Source organism: Croceicoccus sp. Ery5 (genome assembly GCF_020985325.1).
Taxonomy (GTDB): domain Bacteria; phylum Pseudomonadota; class Alphaproteobacteria; order Sphingomonadales; family Sphingomonadaceae; genus Croceicoccus.
The window spans coordinates 2,391,685-2,407,305 of the sequence record NZ_CP087587.1; the positions used below are offsets into that span (position 1 = coordinate 2,391,685).

At 61.8% G+C, this 15,621-nt stretch carries 15 protein-coding genes; 2 read left to right on the top strand and 13 right to left on the bottom strand.

What is annotated here, in order from left to right:
- Positions 1-200: 200 nt before the first annotated feature.
- The 7 genes from rpsJ to LOZ74_RS18335 all read right to left on the bottom strand — a co-directional run bounded on the left by rpsJ (position 201) and on the right by LOZ74_RS18335 (position 7,274).
- Positions 201-512: a 30S ribosomal protein S10 gene (gene rpsJ, locus LOZ74_RS11345; RefSeq protein ID WP_066775157.1), complete on the bottom strand. Its 312-nt coding sequence runs from the start codon at positions 510-512 to the stop codon at positions 201-203.
- Between the two features lie 176 nt (positions 513-688).
- On the bottom strand, positions 689-1,879 hold the full coding sequence (tuf, locus tag LOZ74_RS11350) for an elongation factor Tu (RefSeq protein WP_230280781.1): 1,191 nt from the start codon (positions 1,877-1,879) through the stop codon (positions 689-691).
- Between the two features lie 109 nt (positions 1,880-1,988).
- On the bottom strand, positions 1,989-4,082 hold the full coding sequence (gene fusA / locus LOZ74_RS11355; RefSeq protein ID WP_230280780.1) for an elongation factor G: 2,094 nt from the start codon (positions 4,080-4,082) through the stop codon (positions 1,989-1,991).
- Positions 4,083-4,255: 173 nt separating this feature from the next.
- Positions 4,256-4,726, bottom strand: a complete 471-nt coding sequence (gene rpsG / locus LOZ74_RS11360; protein ID WP_230280779.1) for a 30S ribosomal protein S7 — start codon at positions 4,724-4,726, stop codon at positions 4,256-4,258.
- Between the two features lie 132 nt (positions 4,727-4,858).
- Complete coding sequence (gene rpsL / locus LOZ74_RS11365; protein WP_230280778.1) at positions 4,859-5,230, bottom strand: 30S ribosomal protein S12; 372 nt, start codon at positions 5,228-5,230, stop codon at positions 4,859-4,861.
- Positions 5,231-5,580: 350 nt separating this feature from the next.
- Positions 5,581-6,915, bottom strand: coding sequence for an ATP-dependent endonuclease (locus tag LOZ74_RS11370; RefSeq protein WP_230291298.1), 1,335 nt, complete (start codon positions 6,913-6,915; stop codon positions 5,581-5,583).
- A 152-nt stretch (positions 6,916-7,067) separates the two neighbouring features.
- Positions 7,068-7,274, bottom strand: a complete 207-nt coding sequence (locus tag LOZ74_RS18335; RefSeq protein ID WP_370638910.1) for an AAA family ATPase — start codon at positions 7,272-7,274, stop codon at positions 7,068-7,070.
- Positions 7,275-7,394: 120 nt separating this feature from the next.
- On the opposite strand from LOZ74_RS18335, the gene LOZ74_RS11375 reads away from it, so the two are divergent.
- Both LOZ74_RS11375 and LOZ74_RS11380 read left to right on the top strand, forming a co-directional pair.
- Positions 7,395-8,483 carry a hypothetical protein gene (locus tag LOZ74_RS11375; RefSeq protein WP_230291299.1) on the top strand — a complete coding sequence of 363 codons (1,089 nt, stop codon included), beginning with the start codon at positions 7,395-7,397 and terminating at the stop codon, positions 8,481-8,483.
- 171 nt (positions 8,484-8,654) lie between these two features.
- Positions 8,655-9,326: an energy transducer TonB gene (locus LOZ74_RS11380; protein ID WP_230291300.1), complete on the top strand. Its 672-nt coding sequence runs from the start codon at positions 8,655-8,657 to the stop codon at positions 9,324-9,326.
- A 69-nt stretch (positions 9,327-9,395) separates the two neighbouring features.
- Here LOZ74_RS11380 and LOZ74_RS11385 read toward each other — a convergent pair whose 3' ends face one another.
- The 6 genes from LOZ74_RS11385 to LOZ74_RS11410 form a co-directional block, all read right to left on the bottom strand.
- A complete protein-coding gene (locus tag LOZ74_RS11385) occupies positions 9,396-10,217 on the bottom strand; it encodes a LysR family transcriptional regulator (protein WP_230291301.1) in 822 nt (273 codons plus the stop codon).
- Positions 10,218-10,313: 96 nt separating this feature from the next.
- On the bottom strand, positions 10,314-11,708 hold the full coding sequence (locus tag LOZ74_RS11390) for a metallophosphoesterase (RefSeq protein WP_370638911.1): 1,395 nt from the start codon (positions 11,706-11,708) through the stop codon (positions 10,314-10,316).
- 294 nt (positions 11,709-12,002) lie between these two features.
- A complete protein-coding gene (gene apaG / locus LOZ74_RS11395) occupies positions 12,003-12,404 on the bottom strand; it encodes a Co2+/Mg2+ efflux protein ApaG (RefSeq protein ID WP_230293882.1) in 402 nt (133 codons plus the stop codon).
- 88 nt (positions 12,405-12,492) lie between these two features.
- Positions 12,493-13,860 (bottom strand): sensor histidine kinase, encoded by a 1,368-nt coding sequence (locus tag LOZ74_RS11400; RefSeq protein WP_230291303.1) that lies wholly within the window; start codon positions 13,858-13,860, stop codon positions 12,493-12,495.
- Positions 13,861-13,929: 69 nt separating this feature from the next.
- Positions 13,930-15,138, bottom strand: coding sequence for a PLP-dependent aspartate aminotransferase family protein (locus tag LOZ74_RS11405; RefSeq protein WP_230291304.1), 1,209 nt, complete (start codon positions 15,136-15,138; stop codon positions 13,930-13,932).
- Between the two features lie 87 nt (positions 15,139-15,225).
- Positions 15,226-15,591, bottom strand: a complete 366-nt coding sequence (locus tag LOZ74_RS11410) for a hypothetical protein (RefSeq protein ID WP_230291305.1) — start codon at positions 15,589-15,591, stop codon at positions 15,226-15,228.
- Positions 15,592-15,621 lie beyond the last annotated feature (30 nt).

Genomic DNA, 15,621 nt, shown 5'->3' on the forward strand with positions numbered 1-15,621 from the left:
TGGAAGCACATGCCGCCACAGCCCGTTTCAGCCCGATTATGTAAGCATCGCCCCGTCCGGGCTGAGTGCCACCATCACGAATGATGGAAGCGAGACGGGGGACGCGGCCCGGAGAACCCATGCCACTTGGAAAGCGGCGCTCCGGCGGTATCCCAATGTCTTGCGAAAGCCTTTCGGCCTTCAGCGAGACCCGCGGCCTATCAGGCCAGCTTGATCTCGACGTTGACGCCAGCAGCCAGATCGAGCTTCATCAGCGCATCGACCGTCTGGGCGTTGGGCTGAACGATGTCGAGCAGCCGCTTGTAGGTACGAACCTCGAACTGCTCCCGCGACTTCTTGTCGATGTGCGGGCCGCGGTTCACGGTGAACTTCTCGATACGCGTCGGCAGCGGAATGGGCCCCCGAATAAGCGCGCCCGTGCGACGGGCGGTTTCTGCGATCTCACCCGTTGCCGTGTCGAGAACGCGATGATCAAACGCCTTAAGGCGAATGCGGATATTCTGAGCTTCCATGTCCAACTACCGATGCGAAAGAGCCAAGAAGCGGGCCATCTTCCCAAAGAAGAAAAAGTGCCCCGCCTCAAAAAAAGAAAGGCCCGCCCCGCCTCACCGGTCACCCGGGAAGGGGCGGCCCCCTCTCAAAAACCTGTCCGGCAGAGAATCACTCCCTGCCGGCGAGCAGGCCTATATTACTTCGTGATGGTGCTGACAACCCCCGAACCGACGGTACGGCCACCTTCACGAATTGCGAAACGCAGACCTTCGTCCATCGCGATCGGAGCGATCAGCTTCACACCGATGGTGACGTTGTCACCGGGCATGACCATCTCGGTGCCTTCGGGAAGGATCACTTCGCCGGTCACGTCGGTGGTACGGAAGTAGAACTGCGGGCGATAGTTGGCGAAGAACGGCGTGTGACGGCCACCTTCGTCCTTCGACAGCACGTAGACTTCTGCGCTGAACTCGGTGTGCGGGTTGACCGAACCGGGCTTGCAGAGGACCTGACCACGCTCGACGTCTTCACGGGCAACGCCGCGAACCAGTGCGCCGATGTTGTCGCCAGCTTCGCCCTGGTCGAGCAGCTTGCGGAACATTTCAACGCCGGTGACGGTGGTCTTGCGGGTGTCCTTGAGGCCGACGATCTCGACTTCCTCACCCACCTTCACGATGCCGGTTTCGACGCGGCCGGTCACAACCGTACCACGGCCCGAAATCGAGAACACGTCTTCGACGGGCATCAGGAACGGCTTGTCAACCGGACGGGCAGGCTGCGGAATGTAGTCGTCGACGGCCTTCATCAGCTCGAGGATCTTGTCCTTGCCGATTTCGTCGTCGCGGCCTTCCAGAGCGGCCAGTGCCGAACCGGCCACGATCGGAATATCGTCGCCCGGGAAGTCGTAGCTCGACAGGAGCTCACGGATTTCCAGCTCGACCAGTTCCAGCAGTTCCGGATCGTCGACCTGATCGACCTTGTTCATGAACACGACCAGGGCAGGCACGCCGACCTGACGGGCCAGCAGGATGTGCTCGCGGGTCTGGGGCATCGGGCCGTCGGCAGCGTTCACCACCAGGATCGCGCCGTCCATCTGAGCGGCACCGGTGATCATGTTCTTCACATAGTCGGCGTGGCCCGGGCAGTCGACGTGTGCGTAGTGGCGCGCGCCGGTTTCGTACTCAACGTGTGCGGTCGAGATGGTGATGCCGCGCTCACGCTCTTCGGGAGCCTTGTCGATGTTCGCGAAGTCAACGGCTGCGCCGCCGAACTCGTCAGCGAGCACCTTGGTGATCGCTGCGGTCAGCGTGGTCTTGCCGTGGTCAACGTGACCGATGGTGCCGATGTTGCAGTGCGGCTTGTTCCGCTCAAACTTAGCTTTCGCCATTTTCAAAGACCTCTATTCGTCTGGATATGCTGATCCGGTGATTATGATTGGGCGGACTTGAGGCCGGCACCCGTGAATCAGGCGCCCGCCCCTAGACCGATGAAGCTGCTTACGCAAGCTTCTCCTTAACTTCGGCCGCGACATTTGCCGGGACCTCGTCATAGTGGCTGAACTGCATCGTGTACTGTGCACGACCCTGCGTGAACGAACGCAGCTCGTTCACATAGCCGAACATGTTGGCCAGCGGCACATTGGCTTCGACAGCCTGCGCATTGCCACGCGAGTCGGTGCCCTGGATCTGGCCACGACGCGAGTTGAGATCGCCGATCACGTCACCAAGGTAATCCTCGGGCGTAACGACCTCGACCTTCATGATGGGTTCGAGCAGCTTGATACCTGCCTTCTGGGCCACTTCGCGCATCGCGCCGCGACCGGCGATTTCGAACGCGATCGCGCTCGAGTCGACGTCGTGGTACGCACCGTCGTAAAGTTCGACGGTGAAGTCGATGATCGGGAAGCCGACCAGATAGCCGCTCTCGGCCTGCTCGCGCAGACCCTTTTCGATCGCGGGGATATATTCCTTCGGAATGTTACCGCCCTTGATGCTGTCTTCAAAGACAAAGCCCTGACCGCGCTCACCCGGCGTGACCTTGACCTTCACGCGACCGAACTGGCCCGAACCGCCCGACTGCTTCTTGTGGGTGTAGTCGACGTCAACCGGCTTCGCGAGGTATTCGCGGTAGGCCACCTGGGGCGCACCGACATTGGCCTCGACCTTGAATTCGCGCTTCATGCGATCGACAAGAATATCGAGGTGAAGCTCGCCCATGCCCTTGATAATCGTCTGGCCCGATTCGTGATCGGTGGTGACGCGGAAGCTCGGATCCTCGGCAGCCAGTCGATTGAGCGCCACGCCCATCTTTTCCTGGTCGGCCTTGGTCTTGGGCTCCACCGACAGTTCGATGACCGGCTCGGGGAATTCCATACGCTCAAGGATGATCGGCTTTGCGGGATCGCACAGCGTGTCGCCCGTGGTCGTGTCCTTCATGCCGGCCAGCGCCACGATGTCGCCTGCGAACGCTTCATCGATGTCCTCGCGGTTGTTCGAGTGCATCAGCAGCATACGACCGATCTTTTCCTTCTTGTCCTTCACCGAGTTCAGAACCGAACCCTTGGTGAGCTTGCCCGAATAGATGCGGGTGAAGGTGAGCGAACCGACGAACGGGTCGTTCATGATCTTGAAGGCCAGAGCCGAGAACGGCGCATCGTCCGACGACGGACGCGAGTCCTTCTCGTCGCTGTCGGGCAGCACACCTTCGATGGCGGGCACGTCGAGCGGCGACGGCATGTAATCGACCACTGCGTCGAGCAGCGGCTGTACGCCCTTATTCTTGAAGGCCGAACCGCACAGCACGGGAACGAAGTCGCGCGCCATGGTGCCCTTGCGGATCAGCTTCTTAAGCGTGGCCGCATCGGGAACTTCACCTTCGAGATAGGCTTCCATGATCTCATCGTCCTGCTCGACGGCAGTTTCGATCAGCTTTTCGCGATATTCGGCGGCCTTGTCGGCCAGATCCTCGGGGATATCGACATAGTTGAACGTCGCGCCCAGACCGTCGTTTTCCCAGACGATGCCGCGATTGTTCACCAGATCGACGACGCCCTTCAGGTCGCTTTCTGCGCCGATCGGGAGATACAGCACCAGCGGGGTCGCGCCGAGGCGGTCGACGATCGACTGCACGCAGTAATAGAAATCCGCGCCGGTGCGGTCCAGCTTGTTGATGAAGCACATCCGCGGCACGCCGTATTTGTCGGCTTGGCGCCATACGGTTTCGGACTGGGGTTCCACGCCTGCGACGCCGTCGAACACGGCGACCGCACCGTCGAGCACGCGCAGCGAGCGTTCGACTTCGATGGTGAAGTCAACGTGGCCGGGGGTGTCGATGATGTTGATGCGGTGCTTCGGGCCCTGGCCGTCTTCGGCGGCCCAGAAGGTCGTGGTCGCGGCCGACGTGATGGTGATGCCGCGTTCCTGTTCCTGTTCCATCCAGTCCATGGTGGCGGCGCCGTCGTGGACTTCGCCGATCTTGTAGGACTTGCCGGTGTAGTACAGGATCCGCTCGGTCGTGGTGGTCTTACCGGCGTCGATATGCGCCATGATGCCGATATTGCGGTAGCGTTCCAGCGGATATTCGCGGGCCATGGAAAATTCCTCGGGAAGAGTATGAAGCTTGCAACGGGGCGACGGTTAGCTTGCCTGCCGCTCTATTGCCGACTCTCAACGGAGCCGGATGGGCCCCATATAGTGATAAATGTGACCGGCGAAAGACGCCCATTTCCCCAAACAGGTCGGAAACGGGCGTCTTTGCACAGGTCTTACCAGCGGTAGTGGCTGAACGCGCGGTTCGCGTCGGCCATGCGGTGGGTGTCTTCGCGCTTCTTCACGGCGTTGCCGCGGTTGTTCGAAGCGTCGAGCAGTTCACCCGACAGACGTGCCGCCATGGTGGTTTCGGGGCGGTTGCGCGCCGCAGTGATCAGCCAGCGGATGGCCAGCGCCTGCGCACGTTCGGGGCGAACCTCGACCGGAACCTGATAGGTCGCACCGCCGACGCGGCGGCTGCGCACTTCGATCTGCGGCATGATATTGCCCAGCGCGTCGTGGAACAGCTGGACCGGATCGGTCTTGGCCTTGGTTTCCACGGTTTCCAGCGCGCCGTAAACGATGCGCTCTGCGGTCGACTTCTTGCCGTCGAGCATGAGGTTGTTCATGAACTTCGACAGAACCTGATCGCCAAACTTGGGATCGGGCAGGATGACCCGCTTTTCGGGACGACGACGTCGTGACATGTTTTCGTTTCCTTCGGAAAGCGGCAGCCACATCCGTGACTGCCTTGCGGCACCGGCCCACTCCCCCACCCGACCACCCAAAGTTTACCCGGTAGGGTGGTCGGGTGGGGGAGCGGTCCGGCGCCGCCTTAATTACTTCGGACGCTTGGCGCCGTACTTCGAACGGGACTGCTTGCGATCCTTCACGCCCTGCGTGTCGAGAACGCCGCGCAGCACGTGGTAGCGCACACCGGGAAGGTCGCGCACACGGCCGCCGCGGATCAGCACGACCGAGTGCTCCTGCAGGTTGTGGCCTTCGCCGGGGATATAGCTGATGACTTCGCGGCCATTGGTCAGGCGCACCTTGGCCACCTTGCGAAGTGCCGAGTTCGGCTTCTTCGGCGTGGTGGTGTAAACGCGGGTGCAAACGCCGCGCTTCTGCGGGTTCTGCTCCATCGCAGGAACCTTGGACTTGGCCTTCTGCGGCTCGCGACCCTTGCGGATCAGCTGGTTGATAGTCGGCATTAAACTTCCTTCCTTGACCGACGAGTGTCCTCGGCGGGTTGCGCCCTCCCCCGCGCACAAGCGGATGGGTTCGGGCCGAAAACTCGGTTCGAGCAGCCTGTCGGATCAGCGATGGAGGAAGGACCGTGCCGGAAACGCGAAAAGGGCATCTGGGCCCGATAAAAGGCCCTGCCCCTGGCAATCGCCGCACGAACCGAAACGCTCCACCCGGGTCCAGCCGGGTTACTTTGACGGATAACTGGACGTGTCCAACTCACCGGCAATGTTCAGCTCTATCCGCCGGTAGGGGGTTAGCCCTGAGAGCGGTTGGCGCGGCCCTTAGGGGGATTCGGGGGGCGGGTCAAGAAGGATCAATTGAATTTACGCGCAATGCGCTTAAACAGCTTCTTGAATTCAGCCAAATCAGAATCTTGATATTTCACCGAACGGAACGCGTCCAGCAACTCTCGCTTAAGCCTATTTTTAGCATTACTGCGTTCTTTCGAGTTTTGCGATGCAAGTGCTGTGACAAGTTCAATTTTGCCGCCATACACTCTTTCCTTAACATCGTTTGGCAACAGACCCTCGATGCAGTCATAACCAGCTACGCTCCGGCCTATTGCACAGAAGTCATCTTCTTCGACCAAGCCGATACGCTCCAAGGCGGGCTTGACGTCTCCGTAGCAATCGAGGTCACAAGTAACATAAACGCTTTTAAATTTATTAATCATAAATGCCAATATTGCCGTATTTTTAAGCGCTCCACTCCCCCCATACGGAACAACCTCAATATTATCTGGCAATTGATAGGTTGAAGGATAATTCTCTTTTATAAAGAGGAAGTACTCAAGGTCTATTTCCCCCTCAACCAGAATAACATCGGATGACGTTGATCCAAACATCTCCCTCCAGCCCTCGAACTCCGATGGGACCACCCCCAGCGTCTCAGCGAAAGGCTTCATCCAGTCGCCACCGGAGGTGTCAACGAGAGCGGCGCCCTTAGGCACATTCCTAAAATGCTTTCGATGTATTAGGTAATTACAGTCAGGGCTAGTTTGATTAAGCAAGTACGGACTGTGTGTAGTTGCAATTATTTGTAAACCTAATTCACTTGCAACTCCGTTTAATACTTTGCCAAATTCTGCCTGAGCTGAGGGATGCAAAAAGCTTTCAGGCTCTTCAACAACGAATACGGGAGACGCTCTATTTTCACTGGATGCTGATGATCTGGCATGGACTGCTTCAAGGACGGACATCAGAACTCTCGTCCTATTCTGCGTTCCCGCTCCCCATTGGTGAAGCGGTGTAACGACAGACTTATCGCTCAACCGAACTTGGAGCGGATAACTGCTATCACCGTCCCTTTCGATTGAACTGAGTTCGACCTGAAATTTGTCGCTCAACTTTCCTAGCAGGTTATCAAGCTCATCCTTACGCTGACGTGTCGCTTTCTTAATTTTAGACTGAAGGTTTCTCTGCGCCGCCGCGATCTTTCCGCGATCTTCTTCGGAAAAATGAGATTCCACGATTTCCATAAACGAATTGAAGTACAAATAACCCCTACGAACACTCGTCGAATTATGTACAACAATACTTGTAGTTGATTGAAACTTTTTCAAAATTTCTGAGGCTTTCTGAGGCTCAAGCTCCATCCCGTCGACAGTGCAGGTAAGTTTCGATTCGCCACCTTTATAAAACAGCTGCAAAAACAAACTTCACACTTTTCATTTGATATTATCGATCCCGAAAATGTCTCTACTACAAAAAATATTTCCGAATCATCATTTCTATCTAACTCGACGATTAAACCAATATCCACTGGTTCATCATCAATCCACTGAGTGCTATCTCTATCGTACTAAATACTTATTCCACCAGGAACATATGCAACTTCATCGTGTCTATTTTGAAGAAAGTACTCTATTATTCTAACGATCGCACTTTTACCGGCATTGTTTTGTCCGGATAGAGTGCAATATCCAGATCTAAAGCTAACTTTGAAATCTTCGAGCGTGCGAAAATTTTTGGCAGTCAAACTCTTAATAAGCAATTTGCAGCCCCCCATTTGCAACAAGTACTAATCTTCCATCCGAGTGGAGCGCCTCAATCGCCGATTTAAATTTATTTTCCTACACCCCCACCTCCCAATATCCCCAAGCGCCCCTCACCCAGCAGGAGCGCCCCCATGTCCGACACAACGCCGCCGCCCGAATTCCCCTTCACTCCCGTCCCTCGCGCGCGAAGGAAGCTAACACCCGCACGCCAGCGGCAGTTTATTGCGGCGCTGGCGCGGACGGGGCTTGTGGCAGAGGCGGCCGAGGAAGTGGGGGTCAGCGTCGCGGCGCTGGAGAAATTGCGCTATTCCCCGAAAGGCCAGAACCCGAAGGGGGGCCAAAGCTTTCGCGCGGCATGGGATGCGGCGCGCGGGTGCGAGGCGGCGCGCAAGGCCCGCTCGGCGCGCCGCAGGGACAAGAACCGGATGGAGCGCCAGCGGCTGGAGCAGGCCCGACTGGAGCAGGCCCGCTTGGAACAGGACCCGCGGGATCGGGACGCGCGCGGGCCGGATGGGGCGGACGGAGATGCGGGCCATGTGCCGCATGCGTTCCGGCTGTCGCCGCCCGCTCCGTCGGTGCATTCTTCCGGTGCCTATTGCGCCGATCCGCTTTCCGATCATTCGGGCCATCTTGCCAGCCGGTCGGCGCGTCCGTCGCGGCGGACCAGCCGTGCCGCCTTTACGGGGCCGGAGCCGCATCCCGACGATCCGCTGCTGGGCTTTCGCCCCTTTCTCCATCGCTGCCCGCGCAGGAACTCTATCACGCCCGACCGGCAGCGCGCCTTTATCGCGGCGCTGGCCGCCAGCGGATCGGTAACGCAGGCCGCGCGGGCCATCGGCGCGAGTGTCGAGGCTTTATACAATCTGCGCGCCCGCGGCGGGGCCGAGGAATTCGCCGCCGCGTGGGAAAAGGCCATCGACCTTGGCATCGCAAGGCTGGAGGACACCGCTCTTGCCCGCGCGATCGAGGGAGAGTTGCGCCCCATCGTCGCGCGGGGCGAGATCATCGGCGAATATCGCGTGCATAACGAGGGGCTGGTGATGTTCCTTTTGCGCAACCGCCGCGCCGCGCGCTACGGCCCGCCCGCGCTGCGCCCTGCGCCAGAGGAAATGAGCGAGCAGGACGTGATCGACAGCATCAACGAAAAGCTGGACCGCGCCCGCGAACAGATGCGCCGCGCCGAGGCCCGCAAGGCTGGGGAATCGCTGGACGAATATTGATAGCGGGAGGATTGGCAAGCCCGACCAAAGGCTTACGCCAATCTCTACCAAAGTGCTTGGCATTGGGATGATATGTGGTAACATGGCCGTCCCACTCGCCCGGCCGGTTGCTGCTTGGACATGTTTCGGTGGGCAAGCGGTAACGGCGGGCGCCAAGAAGAGAGGTGCCTGATGTCCTATACAGACACTCCGCAAGGCCAGAACCGCGGCGCTACGATCGCGACGGTCGCTGTCATCCACGTGGCGCTGGGTTATGCGCTGATATCCGGCTTCGGTGCGACGGTGATGACCGAGGTCGGCAAGACGATCAAAACGACATTCATCCCCAAGGTCGAGACGATCAAGCTGGACCCGCTGCCCCCGATGGAGGCCGAGCCCAGCCCTGCCCCCAAGGCCGCCGCGCCCGAGCCGAAGCTGACGCTGGACCGGCCGTCGAGCATCGACACCGCCGTGCTGGACGTGCCGCTGGAGCCTTCGGTATTCGCAGGGATCGGCGATATCCCGCTGCCGCCCCTGCCGCAGCCCCCTGCTCCCAAGCCTGCCTATGAACCCAAGGCCGCCGTCCCTCGCGGCGATCCGGGGGCGTGGGTGACGACGGACGATTACCCGTCGCGCGAATTGCGCATGGGGCACGAAGGGCTGACGCGCTTCCGGCTGGATATTGGCGCCGACGGGCGAGTGACGGGATGCACAGTTACCGCGTCGAGCGGCTATCCCGGACTGGACGAGGCGGCATGCAAATTCGTGTCGCGCCGTGCTCGCTTTGACGCGGCGACGGGTGCGGACGGAGCGAAGACGGCGGGGCGTTACGAAAACGGGATCCGCTGGCAGATTCCGCGCTGATCCGCTGATTTGCCACGGGGCGGGTGCGGCTTTCGGGCTGACCCGCCCTTTCGCTTGAAGCGAGGGTTTTCAGGAAGGCTCGGGATTTTTCGCGGCCGTCAGGAAATCGACCAGCGCCTTCACCTTTTTCTGCCGCCATTGCGGGCGTGGGGCGACCAGCCAATATGTGGCGCGCGTGTCCTCGACATCAGACAGGGCGATCAGCTGGCCCGTCTCGATCTCGTGCTCCACCAGTTGCAGCGGCAGCACGGCGCGGCCCATGCCGCCCAGCACTGCCGACAGCGCCTGACCGGTCGCGCCCACGCGCAGCGCGGCTTCGGCATCGTCGCCGCCATGTTTTCCGGGAGGGCCGCCGGGCCATGAAATCCAGCTGTCGGGCGCGCCGGGGGCGGCGACCGCCACGCTTTTGCCGGGGGACAGCGGCACGCCTTCCAGCTCGCCCGGGCTGTCGACAAGGCGCACCGCGAAATCGAGATTGGCTTCGGTAAAATCGGTGTCGTGGCCGCCCGCCATGTGGAAGCGCGTGTCGGGATTGGCTTCGCGGAACGCGGCAAGGCGGCGGGCGAACCATGCGCCGAAAAAGTCGCGCGGGGCGGCAAAGGTGAACTTGTGGCTCGACTGGCCCGCCTGCATCGCGTGGACCGCTTCCTCGAACCGCAGGAAACCGCTGCGCAGCGAATCGAGGCCGGCGATCGCCTCGTCGGTCAGTTCCAGCCCCTTGGGCGTGCGGCGGAACAGCACGACGCCCAGCAAATCCTCCAGCGCGCGGATCTGTTGCCCGACGGCGGCGGGCGTCACCGCCAGCTCGTCCGCCGCGCGGGTGAAGGACAGATGGCGCGCCGCGGCATCAAGCACGCGCAGGCCGTTCAGGGGAAGATGGGTACGCTTCATCGTGCCCATGCTGATAATGCGCGATGGCGCGAAGGGCAACGCAGTGAAGCGCATCGCGCCGCTGCGTCGCCGCTATCCCGCTTTAAATGGCCCGCCTTACTTGGCCCGCGCGACGCAGGCGCCGCCATCGGGCCCGACATCGCCGTGGCAAATGCGCTGTGCGATCACGGGTTCGTCGATCTCGACCAGATGGTTGCCGTCGGCGCGGCGTTCCAGGTCGAAACCGTCATAAAGCCTGCCCGATGCGGTAAAGGTGCGGAATTGCAGCCGGTCGCCGTCGACATCGACGATCTGGTACAATTCGGTCGCCTCGGCCACGCGGTCGGGCTGGGTCAGCGCACGGTCGTTCAGCCCGTACATCTTCGATCCGGTGACCGACACCAGATAGACCGGCCCCTGCACCGCCCCGTCTGCGCGACGGCTTGCCGAAACCTCGCGCCCCGCCTCGGCCGTCAGGCGGCTGTAGCAATGGTCGTGCCCCTGCAGCACCAGATCGACCTTGCGGCTTTCGAACACCGGCTTCCACGCGGCCTTTATTTCCGAAGTATCGTCGGGGCGCGCGCAGGTGAACACGGGCTGGTGGAACAGCACCATGTTCCATTTCGCCGTGCTGGAGGCCAGCGTCTCGTCCAGCCAGCGGGTCTGCTGCTCCATCGTGCCGAGGTCGATGGCCGATGTGCCGTCGAGCACGATGAAACGCACGCCCTGATAATCGACGTAATAGGTCGTCGCTTCCGCCCCTTGCGCGCCGTTCGACGGCAGGGCGAATTGCAGCGGCCAGTACGGCCCTAGTCTGCGGCTCTCGCTGCCGTCGGGCAGCAGCATATCGACATATTCGTGATTGCCGGTGGCGGGAATCTGCGGAACGATCGACCAGTTATAGCCGCCCGCCTGATTGAATTCGCCCCATTCGTCGTCATGGTCCAGATCGTCGCGCTGCGCGACCAGATCGCCCGCCAGCAGCACCAGTTCGATCCCGCCATTGGCGTGGAATGCCTGCCGGATCACGCGGCTGGCATAGGTAAGAATGCCGTTCTGCACATCGCCCAGATAGAGGAAGCGGAACGGTTTGGGCGCGGCGCTGGCAGTGCGGAATTGCAGCCATTCGGTCCATCCGGCGCTGCCCTTCAACCGGTAGGCATAGACCGTATCGGGTTCCAGATCATCGAAACGCAACTGGTGATAGAGCGCCGGTCCGTTCGCGCTGTCGATGGCAATGCCCGCCGCGCCCGAAACGATGCGCGCCTGTTCCTCCAGCGTCGGGCCATCGACCGCCACCGCGATCTGCGCGATGCTGGCCTGCTGCGCCGTATCGGTGCGCCATGCCACCGCCATACCGCGCGACGGATCGGCAGCCGGGGTCAGCATGATCCGGTCGGGCAGGTTGCGCGCGGCATAGGGCGTACCGGCGGAACGCGGCACATCACCTTGCGCTTCCGCCCCGGTGCCCGAACGCGCGGCCGCGGGCGCGGCGATCAGCGTGGTCGACATCAGGGCTGCGGTCAGGGCTGCGGCGGCGAAACGGGGGAAATGACGGATGGGAACCTCCTTGGGACAGCGGGCGCGCCATGGCTCAGCACGCACAACGGCGCGGCCATGCGGACGGGCCACGCGGCCTAGTCGGTCATGCGCGTGACAATCGCGTGACATTTTCGGGAAGAGCGCGATTTTGCGGCGAATTGCCTGCCTGCTTTACCGCTGCGCGGTGGCGTAATTTACCGCTGCGCGGTGGTGTATCTTACCGCTGCGCGGTGGCGCGTATTTACCGCTGCGCGGTGACGCGTTTTAACGCTGCGCGGTCGCAGGCGCCGCGAGCGGGAAGAACGGGATCGCGGCGTCGAAGATCGTGCCGTCGTCGCGGCGGAAGCTGTAGCTGCCTTCCATCGTGCCGTGGGGTGTTTCCAGCGGGCAGCCCGATACGTAATCATGGCTTCGGCCCGGCAGCAGGCGGGGCTGTTCGCCGACCACACCCTCGCCCGTCACGATGCTGACGCGGCCCGCCGCATCGGTGATGCGCCAGTGGCGGGTGACCAGCTGCGCCGGTTCGTCGCCGTGGTTTTCGATGCGGATGTGATAGGCCCAGAACCAGTGCCCTTCGGACACTTCGGACTGTTCCGGCAGGAAGCTGGCGCTGACCCGCACCGTGATGCCGTTCGATATCGCGGCATGTTCGAAAAGCTGCTCTATCATGAAGGGCAGGCTAGGCCCGTTTCGCCCGTTCGTGCAATTGGCGCGCTGAAATTGTGAACAGATACGTCGATCGCGGGCCGGTGCGCTACCCCGCCTGAACCGCCTCCAGCGGCGCGTCGAGCGTCCAGCGAAGCCCCTCTGGCGGATAGTCCAGCGTCACATCCGCGCCCAGCGACGCCGCCGGAATATCGCGGATCACCGCGCTGCCGAACCCTTCGCGTTCGGGCGGGGTCACGGGCGGCCCGCCGCTTTCGGTCCAGCTGAACCGGAAACGTCCGTCCGCCATGTCCCAGCGTACCGTGACCTTGCCTGCCGATCCTTCCTGCGACAGCGCGCCATATTTCAGCGCATTGGTCGCCAGCTCGTGCAAGGCAAGGCCAAGCGTTTCCGCCGCGCGCGCGCCGATATTCACAACAGGCCCTTCGTGCGACAGGGCAGTTCCAGCCAGATCGATGGCAAAGGCCAGCTGCGCCTCGACCAGATCGGCCACCGACACGCTGCCCCATGCGCGCTTGACCAGCAGGTCCTGATTGGCGGCCAGCGCCTGTATCCGGCGGGTAAAGCGTTTCAGGAATTCCTCGTTCCCCGGTGCCGACCGCCGCGCCAGCGCCATGATCAGCGTCAGCATGTTCTTGGACCGGTGGTTCACCTCGCGCAGCAACACCTCGATCGCGTCGCTTTGTTCGCGCTGTTCGGTGATGTCGGTATTGGTGCCGAACCAATATTCGATCTTGCCGCCCGCGCCCGTTATGGGGCGCGCGCGTGACAGGAACCAGCGGTAAACGCCGTCGTGGCGGCGCAGCGGGAAAATATCTTCCCATGGCTCTCCGCTGGCGATGGCGCGGCTGTATTTATCGACCACGCGGCCAAGATGATCGGGGTGGTGAACCGATTTCCAGCCCCAGCCCTTCATTTCGTCCAGCATGGTGCCGGTGAAATCGAACCAGCGCCGGTTATACCAGAAAATCGACCCGTCGGCGTCGGCGATCCATGCCAGCTGGGAGATATTGTCGGCCAGCATGGCGAAACGGCTTTCGCTTTCGGCCAGCGCCTTGCGGGCAAGGTCCAGCTCGCCCAGCTCGCGCGCGAACTTGCTGGCGCCGACGATGCGGCCATCACTGTCGCGCACGGGCGAGACGGTGACGGTCACCTCGACCTCGCTGCCGTCCTTGCGCAGGCGGATCGTGTGGAACGGCATCACCCGCTCCCCCGCCATGATCCGTTCGATGATCAGATCTTCTTCATGCTGGCGGTCGTCCGGAATCAGCATGCGGATCGAACGGCCGACGATATCCTCGGCGCTATAGCCGAACAGCCGTTCCGCCGCGGGATTCCAGCTGGTGATCGTGCCGTCCAGACGCTTGGACACGATCGCATCCTCGCAGCTGTTGAAGATCGCGGCCAGAAGCCCCTCGGCAGGAGTGCCGACCGCGCCGCTTCCCAATATCGGCATTATCGCGATCCCGTGCGGCGGGACGCCGGACTTGCGCCGACGGCCCCGTCATTGGCTGACAACACGCGCTTACAGGCCGATGGCCGAGAGTGCCCGGTCGATATCCTCGATAAGATCGTCGGCGTCTTCAAGGCCCACATTGAACCGCAACATCCCCTCGTCCACACCCATTTCGGCGCGCTTTTCCGGTCCGACCGAATGATGGGTGGTCGATGCCGGATGGCACATCAGCGAACGTGCGTCGCCGATATTGTTGGAGATATCGATCAATTGCAGATTGTCCAGCAGCGCATGCGCGGCCTCGCGCCCGCCGTCGAGCACGAAGGAGAAGATGCAGCCGGGCATATTCATCTGCTTCATCGCCATGTCATGGCGCGGATGGCTGGCAAGGCCGGGGTGCCTGATCTGCGGCACGCGGCTTTCCATGAATTGCCCAATCTTCAGCGCATTGTCGCACTGGCGGCGCGCGCGAAGCTCCAGCGTTTCCAGCCCCTTCAGCACCACCCATGCGTTGAAGGGCGACAGGTTGGGGCCAGTGTTGCGCTGGAACGGCAGCAGCTTTTCATTGATGAATTCTTCCGAACCGCAAACCGCTCCCGCCAGCACACGGCCCTGCCCGTCCATCAGCTTCGTTGCGGAATAGGCGATTATGTCGGCGCCGAATTCCATCGGGCGCTGCATGACCGGCGTGCAGAACGCATTGTCGACCACGGTGGTGATGCCATGCGCCCTGGCAAGGCCGCAGACATATTCGAGGTCGACGATGTCGAGCGTGGGATTGGCCGGGGTTTCGAAGAAGAACACCCTGGTGTTGGGCCGGATCGCAGCCTCCCACGCTTCGTTGTCGGTCGCATCGATGGTCGTGCCGGTAATGCCAAAGCGCGGCAGCAGATCGTCGACCAGCCAGCGGCACGAACCGAATGCGGCGCGCGCGGCGACGACGTGATCGCCTGCCGAAAGCTGGCACAGCAGCGCGGCGGTCATCGCGGCCATGCCCGATGCCTGCGTGCGGCACGCCTCGGCCCCTTCCATCACCGCGATGCGTTCTTCCAGCATGGCGACGGTCGGGTTCTGCAGGCGCGAATAGGTCATCCCCGCCTCCTCGCCCGCAAAGCGCGCGGCAGGGGTCGCCGCATCGTCATAGCTGTAGCCCGAGGTGAGGAACATCGCCTCGCTCGTCTCGCCCATTTCGCTGCGCCATGTGCCGGCGCGCACGGCCTTGGTGGCGGGACGCCAGTTGCGGGTGATCGAGCGGTCGGTTCCGGTGGTGCGTTTCATAATGGCCAAGCGGTTAGACGCGCACCGCGCGCATGACAATTGCAGTTTATGCGCAAAGGACCGACTTGCGGTGCAATACGGCCGGTTTCAGCGGCGCTGCTGCACCCAGCGGCCCGTATCGGGGTGCCACAGCAGCGCGGTGGTCACCAGCGTCGCGCCAAAGATCAGGATGGCGCGCAGCGGAAACAGCGCATCGGGCGTGCGGTCGGGCAGGATGAAGACGATGCCGTAAAGCACCAGGCCGGAAAAGATGAAATGCACCCCGCTGATGGCAAAGCGCACCCAGTCGTTCCGCGTGGCGACGAACAGCAGCGCCGCCGCGGCATAGCACAGCCCCGTCAGCGAAACCTGCGTGTAGAAACGCGGCGAGGTGATCGCCAGCGCGAGCAGCGGGGCAACGAACCCGACCGCCACGAACGCGCGCAGCGTCCATGGCCAACGGGCGAAATCCATCCTGTCGAGCATGCATTGCACTGTTCCGCC

Coding starts and splice junctions, on each gene's coding strand:
- tuf (WP_230280781.1), bottom strand. CDS start 1,879: ATGGCGAAAGCTAAGTTTGAGCGGAACAAGCCGCACTGCAACATCGGC.
- LOZ74_RS11375 (WP_230291299.1), top strand. CDS start 7,395: ATGTCCGACACAACGCCGCCGCCCGAATTCCCCTTCACTCCCGTCCCT.
- LOZ74_RS11410 (WP_230291305.1), bottom strand. CDS start 15,591: ATGGATTTCGCCCGTTGGCCATGGACGCTGCGCGCGTTCGTGGCGGTC.
- LOZ74_RS11390 (WP_370638911.1), bottom strand. CDS start 11,708: ATGTCGACCACGCTGATCGCCGCGCCCGCGGCCGCGCGTTCGGGCACC.
- LOZ74_RS11380 (WP_230291300.1), top strand. CDS start 8,655: ATGTCCTATACAGACACTCCGCAAGGCCAGAACCGCGGCGCTACGATC.
- LOZ74_RS11405 (WP_230291304.1), bottom strand. CDS start 15,138: ATGAAACGCACCACCGGAACCGACCGCTCGATCACCCGCAACTGGCGT.
- rpsG (WP_230280779.1), bottom strand. CDS start 4,726: ATGTCACGACGTCGTCGTCCCGAAAAGCGGGTCATCCTGCCCGATCCC.
- rpsJ (WP_066775157.1), bottom strand. CDS start 512: ATGGAAGCTCAGAATATCCGCATTCGCCTTAAGGCGTTTGATCATCGC.
- LOZ74_RS11385 (WP_230291301.1), bottom strand. CDS start 10,217: ATGAAGCGTACCCATCTTCCCCTGAACGGCCTGCGCGTGCTTGATGCC.
- LOZ74_RS18335 (WP_370638910.1), bottom strand. CDS start 7,274: ATGGGGGGCTGCAAATTGCTTATTAAGAGTTTGACTGCCAAAAATTTT.
- fusA (WP_230280780.1), bottom strand. CDS start 4,082: ATGGCCCGCGAATATCCGCTGGAACGCTACCGCAATATCGGCATCATG.
- rpsL (WP_230280778.1), bottom strand. CDS start 5,230: ATGCCGACTATCAACCAGCTGATCCGCAAGGGTCGCGAGCCGCAGAAG.
- LOZ74_RS11400 (WP_230291303.1), bottom strand. CDS start 13,860: ATGCCGATATTGGGAAGCGGCGCGGTCGGCACTCCTGCCGAGGGGCTT.